A 19082-nucleotide genomic window follows, 5' to 3' on the forward strand; every position below is an offset into this window, starting at 1 on the left:
CATCTTAATAGATGCCCTCTTCGCCGGCTTTTTTGGCCAGCCAGTTGGCCAGCATTACCATAATCAGACCGATGATCGACTTGAAGAATCCGACCGCCGTACTGAAGCTGAACTGCCCCTGCCGAAGCCCTGCGGTATATACATACGTATCGAATATTTCCGCCACTTCCCGGTTCATCGAGTTCAGCAGCAGATAGACATGCTCAAATCCAAGCTCCAGCACATCCCCGATCTTCAAAATCAGCAACACCACGATGACACTGCGGATCGAAGGAAGGGTAATATGCCAGATTTGGCGGAACCTGCTGGCCCCGTCGATGCGGGAAGCCTCGTACAATCCCGGGTCAATCGCCGCCATCGCTGCCAGATAGATAATTGTCCCCCAGCCGGCTTCACGCCATATGACCTGGAGCACATACATTGGCCTGAACCAGTCGCTGCTCATCAGGAAATTGATTTTCTCAAAGCCCATCATCGCCAGCAGCTCATTGATGATCCCGCGGTCCATGGACAGCATGACAAATGAAATCGATACGATGATGACCCACGACATGAAGTGAGGAATGTATACCATCGTCTGGATAAAACGCTTGAATACTTCGCGCCGCACCTCATTCAGCATCAAGGCGAGAATGATCGGCACCGGAAAATAGAACAAAAGATTCATCATGAACAGTATTAAGGTATTGCTTAATATCGTAAAAAACATCGGCTCTGTGAACAGACGTTCGAAATGCTTGAACCCTACCCAGGGGCTGTTCATTACTCCCAGAAATGCTTGATAGTCCTGAAAAGCAATTACCAATCCCGACATCGGGATGTATTTAAAGATCAGGAAGTATAAGAACCCGGGAAGAATCATCATATAGATAGCTCGGTTTTTGATTATTCGCTTCATCCGTCCTGAATCTTGCTTGGGCGGCTTTACATCTACATCTGGATTCATCCCGGTGCTCACAGCTGTCTCACTCATGATCCTCGACTTCCTTTCTGTTCCCGACAATACCCGAAGGCCGAGCGGGCTGCTCGGTCTTCGGGAGACGGGATACTCGTGTACTGTTATTTCGAAGCCTCGTTTGATGCGTTGAATTCATCGATGATCTGTTGGCCTCCGCTGTTCAGCCAGTTGTCCACAGCGGCCTGGAAGCCATCCTCGTCGATATCGCCAAGCATGAAGCGGTAGGTTGCATCCTTGATAAGCTCTTGGAGCTGCACGCCTTTTTCGTTATAGGTTTTGGAATCGAGCGCTGCAGCAGGGTCTTCGATCAGGAAATCATTGTTCTCCACAATGAGCGCCTCAGCTTTGGCTTTCACCGGTCTTGTATGCTTCGCTTCCAGAAAGCCTTCAACCGTGAGCGGTCCGCCGACCTGAAGCACCTGATAAGGCTTCACTTCGCGATCCCAAAGCTTCGTGTCTTCGGTTGTAATGACCTGACCGTCCTCAAGCGTGTGGTGCTCGCCCTCGATTCCCCAGTAGATCAGGTTCGCCAGTTCGGGGCTCATCAGCTGATCCACGAAGGACAGCACTTGCTTGAGCTCTTCCTCTGTCTTGATCGCCGTTTTCGGGAACAGGGTCACCGAACCGTACCCTGGTACGGACCATACGCCAAAGCCGTTTGGACCACCGTCAATTTTGTTCTGCACGTCAAGCTCCGCATCCGGATTAATCTCCAGCACCTTCGGCTCTAAGCTGGACACATCGCCCATTGCACCGATATATACCCCTGCTTTGCCTGTGGTCAGCAAGTTCTGCTGGTCGGTTTTACTTGTCACCGGGAAGTCCTGATTGATCAACCCTTCCTGATGAAGCTTCTTGAAGAACTTCATCGTTTCCACGTACTCAGGGAACATGAATTCAGGCAGAAGCTGGCCGTCCTTCTCACCCCAGTTGTTCGGCGTGCCGAACCAGGAGCTTACCGTCTTGAATGCGCCGTAGACGAGATCGTTGCGGTCGGTGAGCGGGATCGTATCGTTCTGTCCGTTGCCGTCCGGATCGTTCTCCTTGAACTGCTTCAGCATCTCGTAGAACTCGTCAATCGTTGTCGGAGCGCCGAGTCCAAGCTTGTCAGCCCAGTCCTTGCGGTAGATGATGCCCTGACGGGATAGCGGCACCTCGCGATAGATGGCGTAGATTTTGCCGTCCACCGCCGTGTTCTTCAATACTTCCGGTTTCAATTTGCTCAAATTCGGGTAGTCCTGAAGATAAGGCCCAATTTCCCAGAACTGCCCGTTGCGGATTGCATCTCTCATATTAATAAGAGAGGCGGCATTCTTCAGCAGCGTTACCTGCGGCAGCGTGCCGGTAGCAAAGGATGCATTCACCTTTTCATCGTACGTGCCGTCTGGAACCCACTGAATCTCTAGCTTCGTGTTTGTTTTCTCTTCAATTAATTTCTCGATTTTGTCTGAAGGAACTTCCGGGGTGTGGAGGTTAGCCATAATCGTGATGGCTACTGGCTGATCGCTCTCTCCCTGAGCGCCGCTGCCCTGCTGCTTCGTTCCGGATGCGCTTCCTCCGCCTCCGCCGCAGCCGGCCAATACCGCTAAAGCGGTTACAATTGCCAAGACAGTGCTGGCTTTTGTCTTTTTCATTTTTTCTGACCTCCGTTTTAATTGAAATTTGAAATGTTGACAGGAACAGCTTAAAACACCGCCTCCCGGTACGTATATAATCTTGAGATTGGGGATGCGCCGTGCACGCCATTCCTTCGTTTCCGCTCCATCCGAAGGAGCGGAAAACTAATCTAATGATTATCACGGTTCCAAGGATCCCGTTGTGGACAGGCAGCAGACGAAGAACAAGCCGCTTGAATCCCGCGTCATAGGGTGAGCGCGTGCGAATTCAAGCGGCTTAAAAGATCGGTTGCGTGTATGTAATATCAGGCATTTGCCTACAGTCGCGGCTACATTTATGTTTGTGCGAATAAGCCTTTCATCATGTCAAGCCGCTGGCCCTGGCCCTAGTCTGGCTCCCTTCATTTAATCCGGTGACAACGTCCCGGCCGTTTGAGCATAAGCCTCATTATATTCCCGGATAATTCTCTCCCCACCTTGCTGAAGCCACCGCTCCACCTCCGCCTGGAACCCGGCTTCATCCAGCATCCCGATCATAAATTGGTACGTAGCATCCCGAATGATCTCCTGTAGCCGCACGCCAATCTCGCTATCCAGCGGAGATTCCAGCGGATCTGTCGGATCATATATCAAGAATTGTTCATTATCATAGATTAACCGTTCCGCTTTCTCCTTGACTTCGTTCAGGGTAATCGGCTGCAGCATGCCCGGAATGGTGCTGAAGCCTCCGATCATGAGCGACTGATACGGCTTTACTTCCTTCTCCTTTAACCAATGGGAGTCCACGGCCATCGCCTTCCCTTCCCGAATAGTATAGTGCTCCTCCTTCACTCCCCAGTAGATCAGATTGGCCAGTTCCGGACTCATCAGCTGGTCATAAAAAGATAGTACCTGCCTCAGCTCTTCCTCGGTAGCGATGGCGGATTTAGGGAACAGCACGACCGTTCCGTAGCCTTGATTCGCCCAGATGCCATATCCCTCAGGCCCGAGAATCCGGTTATGAACATCCAGCACAGCGCTGGGATCATGCTGCTTCAACTTGGATTCCAGGGTGATGACATCCCCCATCGCTCCAACGTATACACCGGCCTTTCCCTTCACAAAGAGCTCCTGTTGATCCTGCTTGCTGGTCACCGGGAAATTCGGATTAATGAGCCCCTCCTCATGCAACTGACGGAACAACTTCATCGTCTCCATATACTGCGGAAACATAAACTCCGGCAGCAATGAACCGTCCTTCCAGCCCCAATCATTCGGAGTGCCAAAGTATGATGAAATCGTCTTGAATGCCCCGTAGATCAGGTCATTCCGATCCGTTAGGCCATAGGTATCCTGCTTGCCATTGCCGTCCGGGTCATCAAATGTAAACCCTTTCAACATGAGGTATAGCTCATCAAGCGTCGTCGGCGCTTGAAGTCCCAAGCGATCGGCCCAGTCCTTGCGGTAAATGATTCCCTGCCTCGACAAAGCCCGTTCCTGATACAAGCTGTATAGCTTGCCGTCCACCGAGGTGTTGTTCAGCACTTCCGGCTTCAGCCTCGATAAATTCGGATATTCAGGAATGAACGGCCCAATCTCCCAAAACAAGCCCGCTCGAATTTCATCACGAAAAAACGGCAGCGAGGCCGCATTTTTCAAATAGAGTGCTTTCGGAAGCGTGCCTGTCGTCAGCGACGCATATACCTTTTCATCGTAGATCCCGTCCGGAACCCACTGCACGTTAAGCTCGGTGCCGGTATGTTCCTCGATCATCTGTTTGATCTTATTGGATGGAATCTCCGCTGTATGCAGATTGGCCATAATCGAGATAGACAAGATGTCTCCTCCGGCTGCTTCGGTGCGATTATCCAGCGCCATCGATCGCAACATAAGCAAACACATCACTATTAACACAGCCCCGGACAGTACAATCCATACATTTCCCGATAGACGCCCCTTCATAACAAGCCCACCTCCGCGCTCAAGCATATTTCGCATTATGATTCGAATAACAGCAGACAGTTCCTCGTAAAATCCACAATATCCCAATCCAGTGATTATTCTTTATGAAATGATTATTGAATCATGAGAGCGTTACCAATACAATGATTATACACTTTGTTAAACGGGAAGGTGTACCCTTTGCATCCAAAAAACAGTCTTTATTCCAAAATGATACTGTTCGGCTGCGTCATCAGCATTATTCCGTTGATCGCGCTTGGATTTTTCTCTTTTATGAAATCGTCCGCCTCAGTACAAAGCCATGTGAACAGCAGCAATATCCAGCTTATGAACCAAACGAACAGCAATTTGGAGCAGGTCCTCAAGACCGTAGACTATACACTTAACTATGTTATCAATTCCAATATTTTGCAAGAGGCGCTGTATCGCCCTCTGTCCTACTATGATTTCCAGCTCTACAACAAGCTGAGAGAAGAACTAAGTTTGCTGCAATCACCGGAGACGAAGGTGACGGATGTCATTCTGGCCAACGCCACGATGAACTGGCTCGTCAACAACCGGGGAATGTACGACTTTTATGAATACGCTTCCAGTGATACATTGCTGTCGTTAATGGAATTAAAAAGCAATTCGAACTGGCTCCTTCTCGAAACCGAATCCCTGGGCTCAAGCGACACCCAGAGCTATGCTTGCCCATATACGATCACGCTTGCGAAGAAAATGCCGCTGTCCTCCTCCGAGGCGCGCGGCATAGCCGTAGCGACTATTCCAAGCTGCAGCCTTGCTGCCATGATGGACAGTCCTTCCGATACGCGGGAGGTTATGGTGCTTGACCATGATTATCGGATCGTCGTTCATCCGGAACCCGGCAAGCTCGGCCGTTACTTGACCGATACCGGCTATGAGCAAGAAGACTTGGAGCGCTTCGACAGCAAGTCGGGGCAGTTCGAGACGAGAATTGACGGCAAGCCGGTGTCCATCACCTATGTTCGTTCCGATTTCAACGGCTGGCTGTACGCCTCCTTAACCGAGATGGCCGCAGTGACTAAGGAATCCCGCTCCATCGGATGGTTTACACTGTACATCTGCCTGGTCATGATCGGCTTCAGCCTGCTTGTTGTGTGGCTCGGCACGCGCAGGATGTATACGCCGATCCGGCATATTTTCGAGAGCATTGTGGAGCGTCTGCCGGAAATTCAGGCGAATAAGAAGAACGAGCTGCAAATTATCGATGAACATATCCGTGACATGTTCCAGTCCAACACGCAGCTTCGCAACGAGCTGCGCCAGCATAGCCAGCAGGTTCGCACCTTCTTCCTGCACAAGCTGTTTCTGGGCAAGATCAATGCTCCCGAGGCGGAAGAGCAGATCGAGCTGTTCGGTTACCGGGAACTGGTATCGAAGTGGGAGCGCATGGCGGTCTTTACCCTCCAGATCGATATGCTGGACGAAACCCGTTATGAACGAAAGGACAGCGACCTGCTGCTGTTTGCCATTCATAACATGATTGAAGAAATTATACCGTCCGAGCACAGGCTCCCGTCGGTCATTATTGATCAAACCCAGGTTACCCTGATCGGGCGCGGCGAGATCACCCTTGAGCAATTCAACGACTATATCTACAAGCTGTCCGAGGAAATTCAGAAAACGACCCGTTCCTTTCTTGATCTGGATGTCAGCATCGGCATCAGCCTGCCGTACAGCAATCTGTTCAAAACTGCGCGCGCTTATCAGGAAGGGCTTGAGGCGCTAAAGCACCGGATCAAGCTTGGCACAGGCGTCATCATTCCTTATCACAGTCTGAACTCCGGGAAACATACCCGCGTGTACTTCTATCCGACTCAGGTGGAGAACGAGCTGATCGACGCGATCAAGCTGGCCGATGAGGAACGCGCGCTGGAGTTGCTTGGACAGTGGCTGTCCGATGTATTTCACAAAGACCGGACTCCGCATGAATATCAAATCTCACTGATCCGGCTGTTGAATGATCTGATGATTGTCATGCAGGAGAGCGGGATTATGCTGGAGCAGGTCCATATCCAGGACGGCTCCCTTGTCGAGGAGCTGCTGAAGCTGTACACAAGCTCCGACATCGAGAGATGGTTCCATACCCGAGTCATTCAGCCGATGGTGAAAGTGTTCCGCGACCGGCAGCAGTCGCAATACCAGAACTTGTCCGAGCAAATGATCGAAATGATCCGCAACGAATTCGACCGCAACATTACACTTGAAGAATGTGCTTCCCGTCTGCACTATAACAATTTTTATCTGAGCAGTGTGTTTAAGAAGGAAACCAATATGTCCTTCAGCGAGTATCTGACCCAGTACCGATTCAAAATGTCAAAAAAATGGCTCGTTGAAACCGATATGCCGATTAAGGAAATTGCCGAGAAGTTAAGCTATAACAATTCCCAGAACTTCATTCGTTCCTTCCGGAAGCTTGAAGGCATGACCCCTGGACAATATCGGAGCAAATACAGGCAAGAAGGGTGAGCGCAGAATATGCAGGTGCGCTCCCCTTCTTCCTTTAAGTCAGCCTCCGCTTCTCCCAGTCCCACGACCCGCCCTCGCTTAGTACGCTGCCTAGCGCGTAGCTCTCGGCTTCTGCCTCGTCAATCTGAGCTGACCAGGGGACACGCCTGTGAGAGACCGCCCCTGGGCCGCTGCTCTCATATTCTACATACGTGACGGTGGCTTCACTTTCGGGTTTGTTCCAGTTGTCCCATCCTTCGCGCCGGATATGCGCCCCCATCCAGCAGCGGATATAAGCGACCTTCGCATCATTGCGCCACGGTCGGCCCAGATAGACACTCTCCGGGGGGGCGTCGCCAATCAGCCTGCAATCTATAAACACGTAGCCGTAGCTTCTACCCTCCGGCGTCGACGCTGCCGTTACCCAGCCGCTGATATGAGGATGAAGCTTAACATTCGCCTGGTTCTCCTCGGTTAGACGATTGCGGGAGTAGATATCGCATGCTGTAAAAACAGCCGTAGCCGAACCGAATATGAAATCAACGTCGCCCTCAATGTAGCAGCGATCATACCACTGCCGGTGAACCGCTCTCCTTGGCTCTCCCTCCCGCGGTCCGCCGAAGCTTCCGCCCTGCAGCGGCTTGTCCGGCAACGGACCGGTGAACAGCGTGTCCTGATGCCCGATAAACCGGCATTCGCGAAAACAGACACGATCCCCGTCCACATAAGCCGCGAGCGCCTGCCCGACCAGCTCGCCCCGCCCCGCATCATTGCGAAAGGTGATATCCTCAGCCACGATATCATCCGCCCCGAATAGAATCGTGTAAGAGTTAAACGTCTTATACTCCGAGCCGTCCGGGAACCGCTTTCTGGCATAGTCATTGTAGGTAATGATTGTGTCATTCGCATGCTCTCCCTTTAAATAAAGAAACGGCTTATCAATATGAACCTTCTCCTTGTACACGCCACGCTTTATCCTGATGACGGTCCAGTTCCCCGCCGATCCCGCCGGCGCCAGGTCAATCGCCTCCTGAACCGTGCGGCAATGCCCGCTCCCATCCTGAGCAACGATAATGCTCCGGCCTTCCTGATTCGATATCCCCATCGATCCTTCCCCCTATCGCCCGCCATATCAAGCACGGCAATCGTATCATCTTCGTACCCTCGTTGCAGGCACTCACCTGCCAAGACGGCCGCGAAACCCTGTATATGCCTTATTGTATAAAACACACCTTATTCCGCCTACAATCCAGCCATTAGATGCTCCTCTCTCCCCTATGATGGCGGGCATATCCCATGTGATGATTATCGGCCTGCCTAACCTTCGTCTGCCCGGTCACGTTTAAGGCACGAACCGGGTGAAACAACGCATCATTTTACCAAAAAAGGTCACGCCTATCCGGTACTCATCCGCTGGGGAAGCCTCTACAATGAAAATAGTTATCTTTTTCACCCTAGTCTGTTTCAATACCAAACCAAAGGAGATCTGCAATTATGATGCGAGAAATGCAAGCTGATATCGTCATTTTGGGCGGCGGAACAGGCGGAACCGCAGCAGCGATAGCTGCAGCAAAATCCGGAAAAACAGTCATTATGACAGAAGAAACTTCCTGGATCGGCGGGCAGCTCACAAGCCAGGCCGTCCCGCCGGATGAACACCCCTGGATTGAATCCTTCGGCTGCACCCGAAGCTACAGACAATTTCGCGATGGCGTGCGCCAGTATTATCGGGATCACTTCCCGATGACGCCTGCGGCAAGAGCTGTGCGGAATCTCAATCCCGGCAGCGGCACCGTCAGCCGCCTATGCCACGAACCCCGGGCTGCGCTCGCAGTGCTGCATCAAATGCTGGCCCCGTATGTGCATAGCGGCAGGGTACGTATTCTGTACCATACCGCCGTTACGAAGGCTGAAGTTCAAGGGGATCATGTAGAGAGCGTCACGGTCAAGCAGCTGGATACCGGCGATCACATCGCCCTCCACGCACCGTATTTCATCGACGCAACCGAGCTTGGCGATCTGTTGCCGCTGGCAGGCATTGAATATGTGACGGGCGCTGAGTCCATTGCGCAGACCGGAGAGCCCCATGCGGTCGACGGCGAGCCCCTGCCCCAAGACATGCAGGGCTTCACCTACTGTTATGCCGTCGATTATTTCGAAGATGAAGATCATACGATTGCCAAGCCCGACATGTACGATTTTTGGCGCCAGTACAAGCCGGACTTTTGGCCGGACCGGCTGCTTAGCCTCAGGGCGGTGAAGCCGTCTACCAACGAGCCGATCGATTATGAAATCTTTCCGGGATACGGGAGGTTCTCGCTGTTTCAATATCGGCAAATTCTGAACCCTGACCATTTTGCAGAGGGGGCATTTGCCAGTCCGGTATCCTTGGTGAACTGGCCGCAGAACGACTACTGGCTCGGGTCGATCATTGATGTTCCGCAGGAGAAGGTGGAGCGGCATCTGTATGAAGCCAAGCAGCTAAGCCTGTCCTTGCTGTACTGGCTGCAGACCGAAGCGCCGCGCCCCGACGGCAAGCAGGGCTACCCGGGACTGCGCCTTCGTCCTGATGTCGTGGGCACCGAGGACGGCCTCGCCATGTACCCGTACATCCGGGAGTCCAGACGAATTCTGGCTGAATTTACCGTCCTTGAGCAGCATGTAGCGACCGACGCTAGACCGAGCGGAGTGGCCGAAACCTTCTTCGATTCCGTCGGCATCGGCTGCTACCGGATTGACCTCCATCCGAGCACAGGCAATCGGCCATACATCGACATATCGTCACTGCCGTTCCAGATTCCGCTTGGCAGCCTGATCCCGAAACGGGTCCGCAATGTGCTCGCAGCCAGCAAAAACATCGGGGTCACCCATATTACGAATGGCTGCTATCGGCTGCATCCGGTGGAGTGGAACATCGGAGAGGCCGCGGGCTACCTGCTCGGATACTGTCTTGACCACAACGCCCTCCCAACCGAGGTCCGCAATGACGAAGAGAAGCTGGCAAACTTTCAGCAAAGGCTGGTTAACGAAGGCATTGAGCTGCAATGGCCATCGCTCCGCCCGGTATAAAACACCAGCAGGCTGAATACAAGACAAAAAGCGATCCAAACCTGGCCAGAATGCCGGTTCGGATCGCTTTTTTCAGTTGCTCTTCCAACGCGGGAGCCGGGGTCAATTGCCCCGGCCCACCCGTGAACACGATTTCGGTATACTCAAACCTTGATTACCGTCCATGTGACCGGTTCAAATACTCTGCCATTTGCAGCATTCTTGTCAGCACTGCGGCCGCTTCCGCCCGGGTCGAGTCCGCTTTCGGCGCAAACAGCTGCCCGGACCGGCCATTCATCAGCCCGGTTTGAACCATTACAGCCACCGCCTCTTCCGACCAGCCTCCGAGACGGTCCCGATCACTAAAGCTTCCCAGCAGAGCATCCTTGTTCCCGAGCTCTACCCGGGTCCCGGCCAGCTCCATTGCGCGAAGCAGCAGCACGCTCATCTGTTCCCTCGTGATCCGGTCGTTCGGACGGAACTCCCCGCTGCTAAACCCTTCAATCAGCCCGTGCTCCACCGCCGTCTTAACGGGATCAGCATACCAAGCGCCCGCCTGCACATCAAGGAATCCGCTCTGGCCCGGCTGCAATTCAAGACCGAGCGCCCGTACGATCATGGCGGTGAACTGGGCTCTTGTGACTGGCTCGTTCGGCCCGAACCGGGATTCCCCGAGGCCTTCGATCAGCTTCTTAGACGCCAGCAGGGTCACATCTTCACGTGCCCAGTGTTCCGTCATGTCGCCAAAGGTCTTCTCATTGGAGACGAGCGTGAATACACCGTTCTTCATGACTCGCAGCAATACGCGTGACTTCCCATCCACTGTATGGAACAGTGCCGGTACGAACACCGCCTGATCCGAACTTGGATGGCTTCTCAATACCGTTGTCGTGGACGCATGAACGACGCGGTCCAGCGTTCGAGAGAACGTAGCAAACATGCCGGAAGGCAGCTCCACTGCAGCGCCGATCTCCCCTTCTTGCTTCCAGTGCAACGCGATCTCGTAAGAGGACTCGAACGCCAGCAGATCTCCAAGCAGCGTTCGGGCTCGCTGCTCCTGTTCCCGAGAAGCCGTGCCGATCCGAATATGCAGATGCTCCGCCTGCCCGGTATTCGTCATCAGCGGCTTCAGTGCCGCAAGCGGAAGCTCGAAACGGCCCAGGGACGATTCGATAGCCACAGCGCCATCTGGCAGCCTGTTCACAGCGTTGCGGAGCCCTTCAGCCGGAAGATCCATTGTGAGCATATCCCCCTCCGCCGCTGTCCCGGCCAATGAATAGGCCAGCACCTGTGCAGCTGGCGACAGCTTGCTCAGCCTCTCGATATCTTCCAGCAGCCGCAACTCATTCACCTCGACATGGATAGCCGTCCGGCCATCCTCATCTGTCCCGCTGCTGATCGTTAACCGTTCCGGCCGGGCAGGTTCCGGCTGCGGGGCACTTCCCGTTCCCCCGTCTGATCCTGCCACGGGGACGCCAGGACTGCCTGGAGATGATCCGCCGTCTCCTGTCGATGTGCGGATGATGTCAAAGGTTTTGCTGTTCGTTTTGTAGCCGTCGACATACACGTCAACCGTGACTGAATTGCTCCCTGTTGCCAGAGGAATGGCAGCGGTAAATCCGCCGTTTGCCGACAGCGCCGCATCGGCTCCGTTCACTTTCACCGCAGCCTGACCTGGGCCGAGCACCTCGACCTGACCCTCAAGCTGGATCTGGCTTTCCCTCGTTTCCCGTCCTTCATCGTCCAGAAGGCCGCTTAACGCAGCAGACCGGACCTGATCGCCAACACTGTAGGCATTCGCCACAAGCTGGCGCAAGGTTCGGATGCCTGAAGGGTCCAGCGCCGAAATGACGAACCCGCCTTGCGGAATGACACTGTTATTCTCCTCCGGTGCTCCCCAGCTCCACCGAATCGCCTGATTTTTGTTCACGACCCGGGTGACAGTGCCCGTATCATCGACAACCACTTCGACTCCGAAGCGATTCGTGCCTGTGGAGTAACCGAAATCCTCGGTCATGACATTCACATTGCCTTCAACCCGGTTGACATTATAGAAGTGCCCTTCCATGAAAGAATCCGGATGCCCCGGCAAGCTCATACCAAGCTGAAAATCCTTCACCCACTCCCGATTCTCCAGCGATGCCTGAACAACGGTCCAGTTCACCTGCGAAGCATCAAACAGCATAAGCCCGTTCGTTGACGAGAGCCCCGCCTGGAACACTTCGCGCTGCACCGCCGGAACCTGCACATTATTCATCGCGATGCCGGCATACAGCGGAATTTCTCCATTGGTTACAATATTGCCGAGGGTAATGTACTTCTGAATTTCCCGGCTCGTCGTCTGGTACGCACCAATCATCAGGAAATCAAGGTACTCGATATATCCGGTATCGTAATACTCCGGTGTATACACCGACTCCTCCGGCATATTGAGCGCAGGGTGGTATCTGAAGTTTTTGCTGCCCCAGTTCACGCCGTTCAGATAATAGGTTTCATACCAGGAGCCGACATAGGAAGAGACTTTGATCTCCCTGCCTTCCCGGGCCTCATACGAATCAACCAGTGACTTCACCTCTGCGAAGAAGCTCTGGATTGTACCGGAGCGGAATTCCCACCACTCTTGAATCAGCGGACCATCGACACGGGCGTTATTCTCATAATAGAAAATATCCTCCGGCCAGTTCTCCAGCTGTTTCCCCCGCTGCTGCAAAAATTGCTCGAACTTGGCCCGCGTAACATCGCTGAAATCAGCCCCTTCATTGTCATAGCGGCCACGATCGTGCACGACGCCGTCAACGTCGTAATTCTTAATGATCTCCTCAAACGTCTTGAGTTGGTACTCCCTCACTTCGTCATGGGACGGATTGACAAAGGCCACCAGCCCTTGTCTGGCACTCTCCCGCAGACGCTTGATCTCGCCGTTATTTTCCGGGAAATAGACCCGCTCCTCCCAGTCCAGATGATCGTTTAGCACCGCATATTCATGATGAGCGATAGAACCCTCGGCAAACACGTTAATCGCAGCGTGAATCTCCAGACCCAATGGGTGTCCGTGGTCGATGAATTCCTGGAGCAGATCAAGATTCGGGCTTGCCCCCGCCTTCTCCGGCGCCTGGATTTCACTGACGTACGGCCGGCCTGTCAGGTCGTTCTTCTTATAAGACACATAGCCTTCTACGCCTTTAACATCAAGCACAACCGAGGTAATGCCGGTATCCTTTGCTTTTTGCAAGAACTGCCGCACATCCTCGCTTGACTGGAATTTGCGCACGTTGGCCGCCTGATCCACCCATAGAATCACTTCTTTATTCGATGAGAAGCCCGGCCTTGCAAAGACAGCAACATACCGCACATCCTGCTCAATGTCATTTTTCAACACTTTGACTTCAATATAGTTGGTGCCGCTAGCGAGTGGATACGTATAGGAAAAAGAACCGTCAGCCTCAAAGGAAACTTCCGTCTCGTCAATCAGCAGCTGGATCGCATCGATGTCATCCATATTATCGATTTTGCCAGAGATGACCGTACTGCCTTCAGTCACGGTGTACATCGGCTCATTGTGAAGCGACAGTCGGGCGATCAGGCCGTTGCCGCTCATCAGATCGCGAACCTGAACGACCTCACCGTTCTTGCGCAGCTTGATCACATCGCCAGCTCGAAAGTTCTCCGCCAGGAATCGTTTAATATAGTGCCCTGTATAGCTGTCATCCTGCGCCATCAGCACATAGCCGCCTTCGGGAATAGCAAGCTCGGTCGGGCCGGTCCACACCGGCGGATTCCCGTTAATGGACGGATTGATAACCTGCAGCACACGATTGTTGGCATCGACCTGAACCGCCACATTAAACTGGGGGATCAGAACGGACGCGCCGTAATCCTGTGTAAACAATGCCACGATATTCGGGACTCCCGTCACGTCCCGGTCAACATAATTCAGTTGAATGCGCGGGCCGTCGATGTCGATGGTGATATCCTTCGGAGCTGCCTCAACCTCGATATAATCCTGATCCTCCAGCGGTTCATATACAACCGTCAGATGGCTCGTCGCCAGCTCATGGCCTGACTCAAAGAGCTTTACAGGGATCACTCTCACTCCCGGCTCCAAATACACGACGTGACGGAACACGCCCTCCGGCGACAGATTAGCCGCCTCGCCATCCACTGTGACGGACAACGCCGAGCTGTCATCAGGCAGATTTGCAATGAATCCGGCCACCTCGATCGCCGGAACGGACACGATCGTATCGTTATGCGTGATCAGATGCAGCTCCGGCCCAACCGTGCCCGGGTCTGGATCAGGATCGGGTTGAGGGCCGGGATCCGGCTGCTGTGGAATAAAATCAGCTGCGGTGACCACCGTTCCTCCCCGCATCAGCTTCACTTGGTCACCAGGCTTGAAGTGCTGGAACAGCTGCTGTTGATAAGCCGACTGCTCCCAGCTCCCCCCAGCCAGCACGACATATCCGCCCGCAGGGATAGGCAGCTGCGTGTCCGGGTCCCAGACGAAAGGCGGGTCGGCATCCGGTCCGGTTACGCTGACCACACTTCCGCTAGCATCCACGGCAACAGCTATATGCTGGGATGGCACCCACACCGCTTCACGGTATACGGCATTGGTGACCCCCGAGCCGCTTGTGTACAGGGCCAAGTAGTCCGGCTTGCCTGCAAGGGCGTCCCCGGCTGCATTAATATCCGTCAGCTGCAGCGGCTGACCGCCACCCTCAGGCACAAAAGTAACCGGCTCCTCCGACGCCCCACCAGGCAGCTCTGACAAAGACGCGCTATCGCCATAGACCGCCGGCGCAGCCGGCAGGAGCATGGATATCAGCAGCGTCAGACAGAGAAGCCGGGACAGCTGCTTTCGAAGCATTCGATTCATAAACAGTACCACCTTTCATCTCATGGATTATGGCTAACACCAGATTGATTTGCAATTAAGTAAACACCTCATTTTTAGATCAATGTAAACAGATTTAGAACAGATTGTCAGATGAAGGGTGTGGAAAAAGCAGCTGCACCATGCAGACTGCTTTTTCACATCCATTTACTTCGAGGATTGAAACCATTCGTTGGCTGCCGCAACCATATCGGCTCCGCCCTCCGCCCTCCACTGGGCGAGGAACTTGTCGTAATCCTCAATTGGCTTCGCTCCGGAAATAAACTGAAGTACATTATCATCAAGCATCGTCGTTAAGCGGAGCAGGTTCTTGGAAACCGCATCGATCGGCGGCGCCGTGGACATCGGATCAACCACGATCAAGCCTTCCGCATTGCTCTGGAACTCTTCAAAATGCGCCTGCAGCACCGGGTCCTTACGAACGCGCGCCTGCCAGTAGATCGGATATTTCTCTTCATCCACACCGGTCAAGAAACTGCTGGCGTTGTTCAAATCATCATTGAATTTAGGAAGAATCGGATAATACTTGCCATCCTTCACTTCATGATGCACGCCCTCTTCCCCGATCGCAATTCCTTTGAAAGTCTCCGGCTCCAGCTTGGCGTTCAGGAAATCCATCGTCGCTTCCTTGTTCTTCGAGGACTTCAGAATCGAGATATACCAGGTTGTATTCGCTTTGGCACCGACTACCGCCTTGCCATCCTTCCCTTTCAGATAAGGCACAACGGCCGTCTTGGCCTCCGGAAAGTTCTTCTCCAATGCTGAAATCGTCGTGCCTGCATTCCACCAGGCCAGTTTATACATGGCGGCATTGCCGCCCGCAAATTTCTCGATGGACTTCTGAGCCGTATTGATCGGCGTTTCGGTGTCCAGCAGGCCTTCTTTATACAGTTTGTTCATATACGTAATGAACTCTACCATCTCCGGCAATTCTGCGCGGTGCATCAGCTGGCCGTCCACTTCCTTCCAATCGGTCAGCACCCCGAACGTCGTTGCAATATCTCCGTAGATCGAGTCTTTGCTCATCGTCAGCGGAATGACGTTTTTCTTTTCTTTGATCGTTTTTAATACGTCGTACAGCTCGTCGGTATTGGTCGGAATCGACAGCCCCAGCTCATCCAGCCAGTCCTGACGGACAACCAGCTCTTCACCGATGCTGACGCCGGCTCCCGTTTCCGGAATTCCATAGATCTTGCCGTCAATCATCGCGCTGCCAAAAGACTCCGGCTTGATGGACTGCTTGATATAATTGCCGTGCGACTCAATCAAATCATCCAGCGGCTCCAGCGCTCCTGCGGACGCCAGATTGTAGAACTGCGCCGCGTTCAGTTTCACCAGATCGTAATTATCCTTGCTGGACACAAGCAGGTTCAGCTTCTCATCAGCTCCCTCCGCAGGCAGCAGCTCGTATTCCACATTGTAGCCAGTTCTTTCCTGAATATATTTCGCCGCAAATTCCGTCTTCGGGTCAAACAAGCCGTACTGCATAATCATGCGCAGATTTGGCTTTTCAGCAGTTTCTCCCCCGGACGCACCTTGTCCTTGCTCCGGCGTAGTCGGCGGTTCATTGGGCTGTTCCGCGGTACTTCCCCCGCCACCGCAACCGGACAGTGCCAGCGTGAATCCGAGCACCGCAGCCAGAATCGAAGATCTCTTAAGCTTGATCATGGATAACCCTCCTTATAATTGAGTAACTAGACCAGCATGAATTCACTCTTAACGGGAAGCATCACCACCTTCGAGAAGTTCAGATGCTGCACATGCTTAATGACCTTTCGCGTGCTGTGATGTTCAGCCTTTGACCGAACCGACCAGCACCCCTTTGACAAAATACTTCTGCAGGAACGGATACACAAGCAGAATCGGAATCGTCGCCAGCAGGATTGACGAGGCTTGGATTGATTGCGGCGTCGTATTGATTGCCGCGTCGATGTTATCCTTCAGAAAGTCGCCGCTTGAGGATACCAGAAGCTCCTTCAGATACAGCTGCATCGGCTTCAGCCCCGGATCGGTAATGTAGATCATGGCCGCGAAGTAATCGTTCCAGAAGGCTACCGCAAAAAACAGTCCGATGGTGGCCATAACCGGAAGCGAGAGCGGGAGGATGACTGACAGCAGGATGCGGATGTTTCCGGCCCCGTCGAGCTTGGCGGACTCCTCAAGCGAATCCGGCAGACCTTCGAAATAGTTTTTGATGATCAGCATGTTGTACACGTTGATCATCGCTGGCAGAAACAGCACCGGGAACGTATTGACGAGGTTCAAGTTCTGCATAAGCAGATAGGTCGGGATCAGACCGCCGCTAAACAGCATGGTGAATACAAACATAAGCAGCAGCCATTTGCGCCCGCGCAGCCGGTATTTGGACAGCGGATACGCGGTGAGCGTGGTCACTGTCAAGCTGCAGGCTGTGCCGACAAGCGTCAGCAGCACGGAGTTTTTCAGTGAATTTAAAAACAAGGAATCCTGCAGCACATACCAGTACGTATCAAACTGCAGCCCTACCGGCAGCAAACCGACTCTTCCCGAGATCACCGCCCCCTCGCTGCTTAGCGATTTGGCGATCAGATTGACAAAAGGGAGCAGGGTCGTCAGACCCATCAGAATGAAAAAGGTGTAATTGAATACCGCAAAGCATTTCTCGGAGAAGGACAGCTTGATGACACCTCTGGCTGTGCTGTTCCCCTCCAGCGCTTTTTTGTGATCTTCCATTGAAGTTCCGCCCTTTCTTTACCAGATCCCGCGCTGCAAATATTTTCGGCTCATCGCATTGCCAACAATGACAAGCGTGAAGGAAATGACAGCTTCGAACAGGCCGACCGCGGTTGAAAAGCTGTAATCCTGATTGCCAAGCCCCATCCGGTATACATAAGTGCCGATAACGTCCGACACTTGATAGACGACAGGGTTGTACATGACAAGGATTTGCTCTGTCCCGGCCTCCAGTACGTTGCCAAGCCGCAAAATAAACATCAGAATGATGATCGGCGCAATTCCCGGCAATGTAATATGCCACAGCTGTTTCCAGCGGCCGGCGCCGTCGATTTTGGCTGCTTCATATAGCATCGGGTCAATCATCGTGAAAGCCGCCAGATAGACAATCGTGCTCCATCCGGTCTCCTTCCAGCCCGCAGAGGTGATCAGCACGCTTCGGAAGACGCTGTTGTCGAGGAAGAAGGCAATCGGCTCCATGTTTAAGGACACAAGAACTTTGTTCACGATGCCGCCGTTTGTAGAGAGCAGATCGATGAATAGGCCGCCGACGATTACCCAGGACAGGAAATGCGGCAAATAAATGACGGTCTGCACCGTCCGTTTGAACAGCATGTTTCGCAGTTCATTCAGCATGAGGGCGATAATGATCGGAAGAGGAAACAGAATGATAATTTTAAGAAAGCTGATAATGACCGTATTTCTGAATACCTGGGCGAAGTCCGGGGACGTAAACAATTTCGCAAAGTGCTTCCACCCGACCCACGGACTGTCTGCATAACCGGCAAAAATGTTAAAATCCTTGAACGCAATCGTGATCCCGTACATCGGGGTATATTTGAAGAGTAAAATGACCAGGATTCCCGGCACGAGCAGCAGATACAGATCCCATTCCTTCCAGATGTCCGACCCCAGGCGGCTCCAGTAGCCCCGCTTTCGGTTCAAGTGTGGGCCCGGTGTCGGTGAGGCCGCTGATGCATCCTGTGGTTCGATTGTTGTTCTCACGAGCTTGTTTCCCCCTTTCGATGTCATTCATCTCTTGTCGTTATTACAAATTGTAATTCGCGCCGCAGACACTGAGTAGGCGAGGATCATTACTATTTATGGTAATCTGATGTTGTGTTGGGGCAGGGGTGTCAGTAATGATGCCATGGAGTTGCGGTCGGTTTGTCACGAGGATGTGATGGTGATGCTTCAACGGAACGACTTAGTTAACACTTCGAATTCAGCTTCCGGATGGATCATAGTTTCAAAATAAAAAGGCCGGGCGAGAAAACGTAACGTTTTCCGTCCAACCTTTTGTGGATGCTTTTACAGGAATGCAGCTAATGTCTCCCTTGCCAATGGCCTGGTGGTCCATTGTGATGTAATGTCTGCAATGAGCTTGTAAATTATCGTTCCAAGCCGCTCGTGCGTGAGGGCTTTCACGCGGGGTACC

At 53.1% G+C, this 19082-nt stretch carries 10 protein-coding genes; 2 read left to right on the top strand and 8 right to left on the bottom strand.

Annotated elements, in window-relative coordinates; translation table 11 throughout:
- Positions 1–4: 4 nt before the first annotated feature.
- The 3 genes from MKX64_RS02265 to MKX64_RS02275 all read right to left on the bottom strand — a co-directional run bounded on the left by MKX64_RS02265 (position 5) and on the right by MKX64_RS02275 (position 4443).
- A complete protein-coding gene (locus tag MKX64_RS02265) occupies positions 5–973 on the bottom strand; it encodes an ABC transporter permease (protein WP_095263036.1) in 969 nt (322 codons plus the stop codon).
- A gap of 86 nt (positions 974–1059) precedes the next feature.
- Positions 1060–2592: an extracellular solute-binding protein gene (locus tag MKX64_RS02270; RefSeq protein WP_095263035.1), complete on the bottom strand. Its 1533-nt coding sequence runs from the start codon at positions 2590–2592 to the stop codon at positions 1060–1062.
- Between the two features lie 387 nt (positions 2593–2979).
- A complete protein-coding gene (locus MKX64_RS02275) occupies positions 2980–4443 on the bottom strand; it encodes an extracellular solute-binding protein (protein WP_230875565.1) in 1464 nt (487 codons plus the stop codon).
- 252 nt (positions 4444–4695) lie between these two features.
- Here MKX64_RS02275 and MKX64_RS02280 point away from each other — a divergent pair, with 252 nt between their 5' ends.
- Positions 4696–7008 (top strand): helix-turn-helix domain-containing protein, encoded by a 2313-nt coding sequence (locus tag MKX64_RS02280; RefSeq protein ID WP_230875540.1) that lies wholly within the window; start codon positions 4696–4698, stop codon positions 7006–7008.
- Between the two features lie 34 nt (positions 7009–7042).
- Here the strand turns inward: MKX64_RS02280 and MKX64_RS02285 are convergent, their stop codons facing one another.
- Positions 7043–8092, bottom strand: a complete 1050-nt coding sequence (locus tag MKX64_RS02285) for a pectinesterase family protein (protein ID WP_341035269.1) — start codon at positions 8090–8092, stop codon at positions 7043–7045.
- A gap of 389 nt (positions 8093–8481) precedes the next feature.
- Here MKX64_RS02285 and MKX64_RS02290 point away from each other — a divergent pair, with 389 nt between their 5' ends.
- On the top strand, positions 8482–10056 hold the full coding sequence (locus MKX64_RS02290) for an FAD-dependent oxidoreductase (protein ID WP_095397411.1): 1575 nt from the start codon (positions 8482–8484) through the stop codon (positions 10054–10056).
- A gap of 154 nt (positions 10057–10210) precedes the next feature.
- Here MKX64_RS02290 and MKX64_RS02295 read toward each other — a convergent pair whose 3' ends face one another.
- The 4 genes from MKX64_RS02295 to MKX64_RS02310 all read right to left on the bottom strand — a co-directional run bounded on the left by MKX64_RS02295 (position 10211) and on the right by MKX64_RS02310 (position 18589).
- Positions 10211–14914 (bottom strand): S-layer homology domain-containing protein, encoded by a 4704-nt coding sequence (locus MKX64_RS02295; protein WP_341035270.1) that lies wholly within the window; start codon positions 14912–14914, stop codon positions 10211–10213.
- Positions 14915–15079: 165 nt separating this feature from the next.
- The gene (locus tag MKX64_RS02300) at positions 15080–16600 is read right to left on the bottom strand and encodes an extracellular solute-binding protein (protein ID WP_155617258.1); all 1521 of its coding nucleotides are present in this window, start codon (positions 16598–16600) and stop codon (positions 15080–15082) included.
- Between the two features lie 123 nt (positions 16601–16723).
- Positions 16724–17644, bottom strand: a complete 921-nt coding sequence (locus MKX64_RS02305) for a carbohydrate ABC transporter permease (protein ID WP_095263030.1) — start codon at positions 17642–17644, stop codon at positions 16724–16726.
- Positions 17645–17662: 18 nt separating this feature from the next.
- Entirely contained in the window at positions 17663–18589 is a 927-nt protein-coding gene (locus tag MKX64_RS02310) for an ABC transporter permease (protein WP_095263029.1), read from the bottom strand.
- Between the last annotated feature and the right edge of the window lie 493 nt (positions 18590–19082).

This window comes from Paenibacillus sp. FSL M8-0334 (assembly GCF_038000405.1).
Lineage (GTDB): Bacteria > Bacillota > Bacilli > Paenibacillales > Paenibacillaceae > Paenibacillus_AQ > Paenibacillus_AQ campinasensis.

What these genes read in the sequence shown, in the direction of transcription:
- MKX64_RS02265 (WP_095263036.1), bottom strand. Translation starts at nt 973, where the DNA reads ATGAGTGAGACAGCTGTGAGCACCGGGATGAATCCAGATGTAGATGTA.
- MKX64_RS02270 (WP_095263035.1), bottom strand. Translation starts at nt 2,592, where the DNA reads ATGAAAAAGACAAAAGCCAGCACTGTCTTGGCAATTGTAACCGCTTTA.
- MKX64_RS02275 (WP_230875565.1), bottom strand. Translation starts at nt 4,443, where the DNA reads ATGTTGCGATCGATGGCGCTGGATAATCGCACCGAAGCAGCCGGAGGA.
- MKX64_RS02285 (WP_341035269.1), bottom strand. Translation starts at nt 8,092, where the DNA reads ATGGGGATATCGAATCAGGAAGGCCGGAGCATTATCGTTGCTCAGGAT.
- MKX64_RS02290 (WP_095397411.1), top strand. Translation starts at nt 8,482, where the DNA reads ATGATGCGAGAAATGCAAGCTGATATCGTCATTTTGGGCGGCGGAACA.
- MKX64_RS02295 (WP_341035270.1), bottom strand. Translation starts at nt 14,914, where the DNA reads ATGAATCGAATGCTTCGAAAGCAGCTGTCCCGGCTTCTCTGTCTGACG.
- MKX64_RS02300 (WP_155617258.1), bottom strand. Translation starts at nt 16,600, where the DNA reads ATGATCAAGCTTAAGAGATCTTCGATTCTGGCTGCGGTGCTCGGATTC.
- MKX64_RS02305 (WP_095263030.1), bottom strand. Translation starts at nt 17,644, where the DNA reads ATGGAAGATCACAAAAAAGCGCTGGAGGGGAACAGCACAGCCAGAGGT.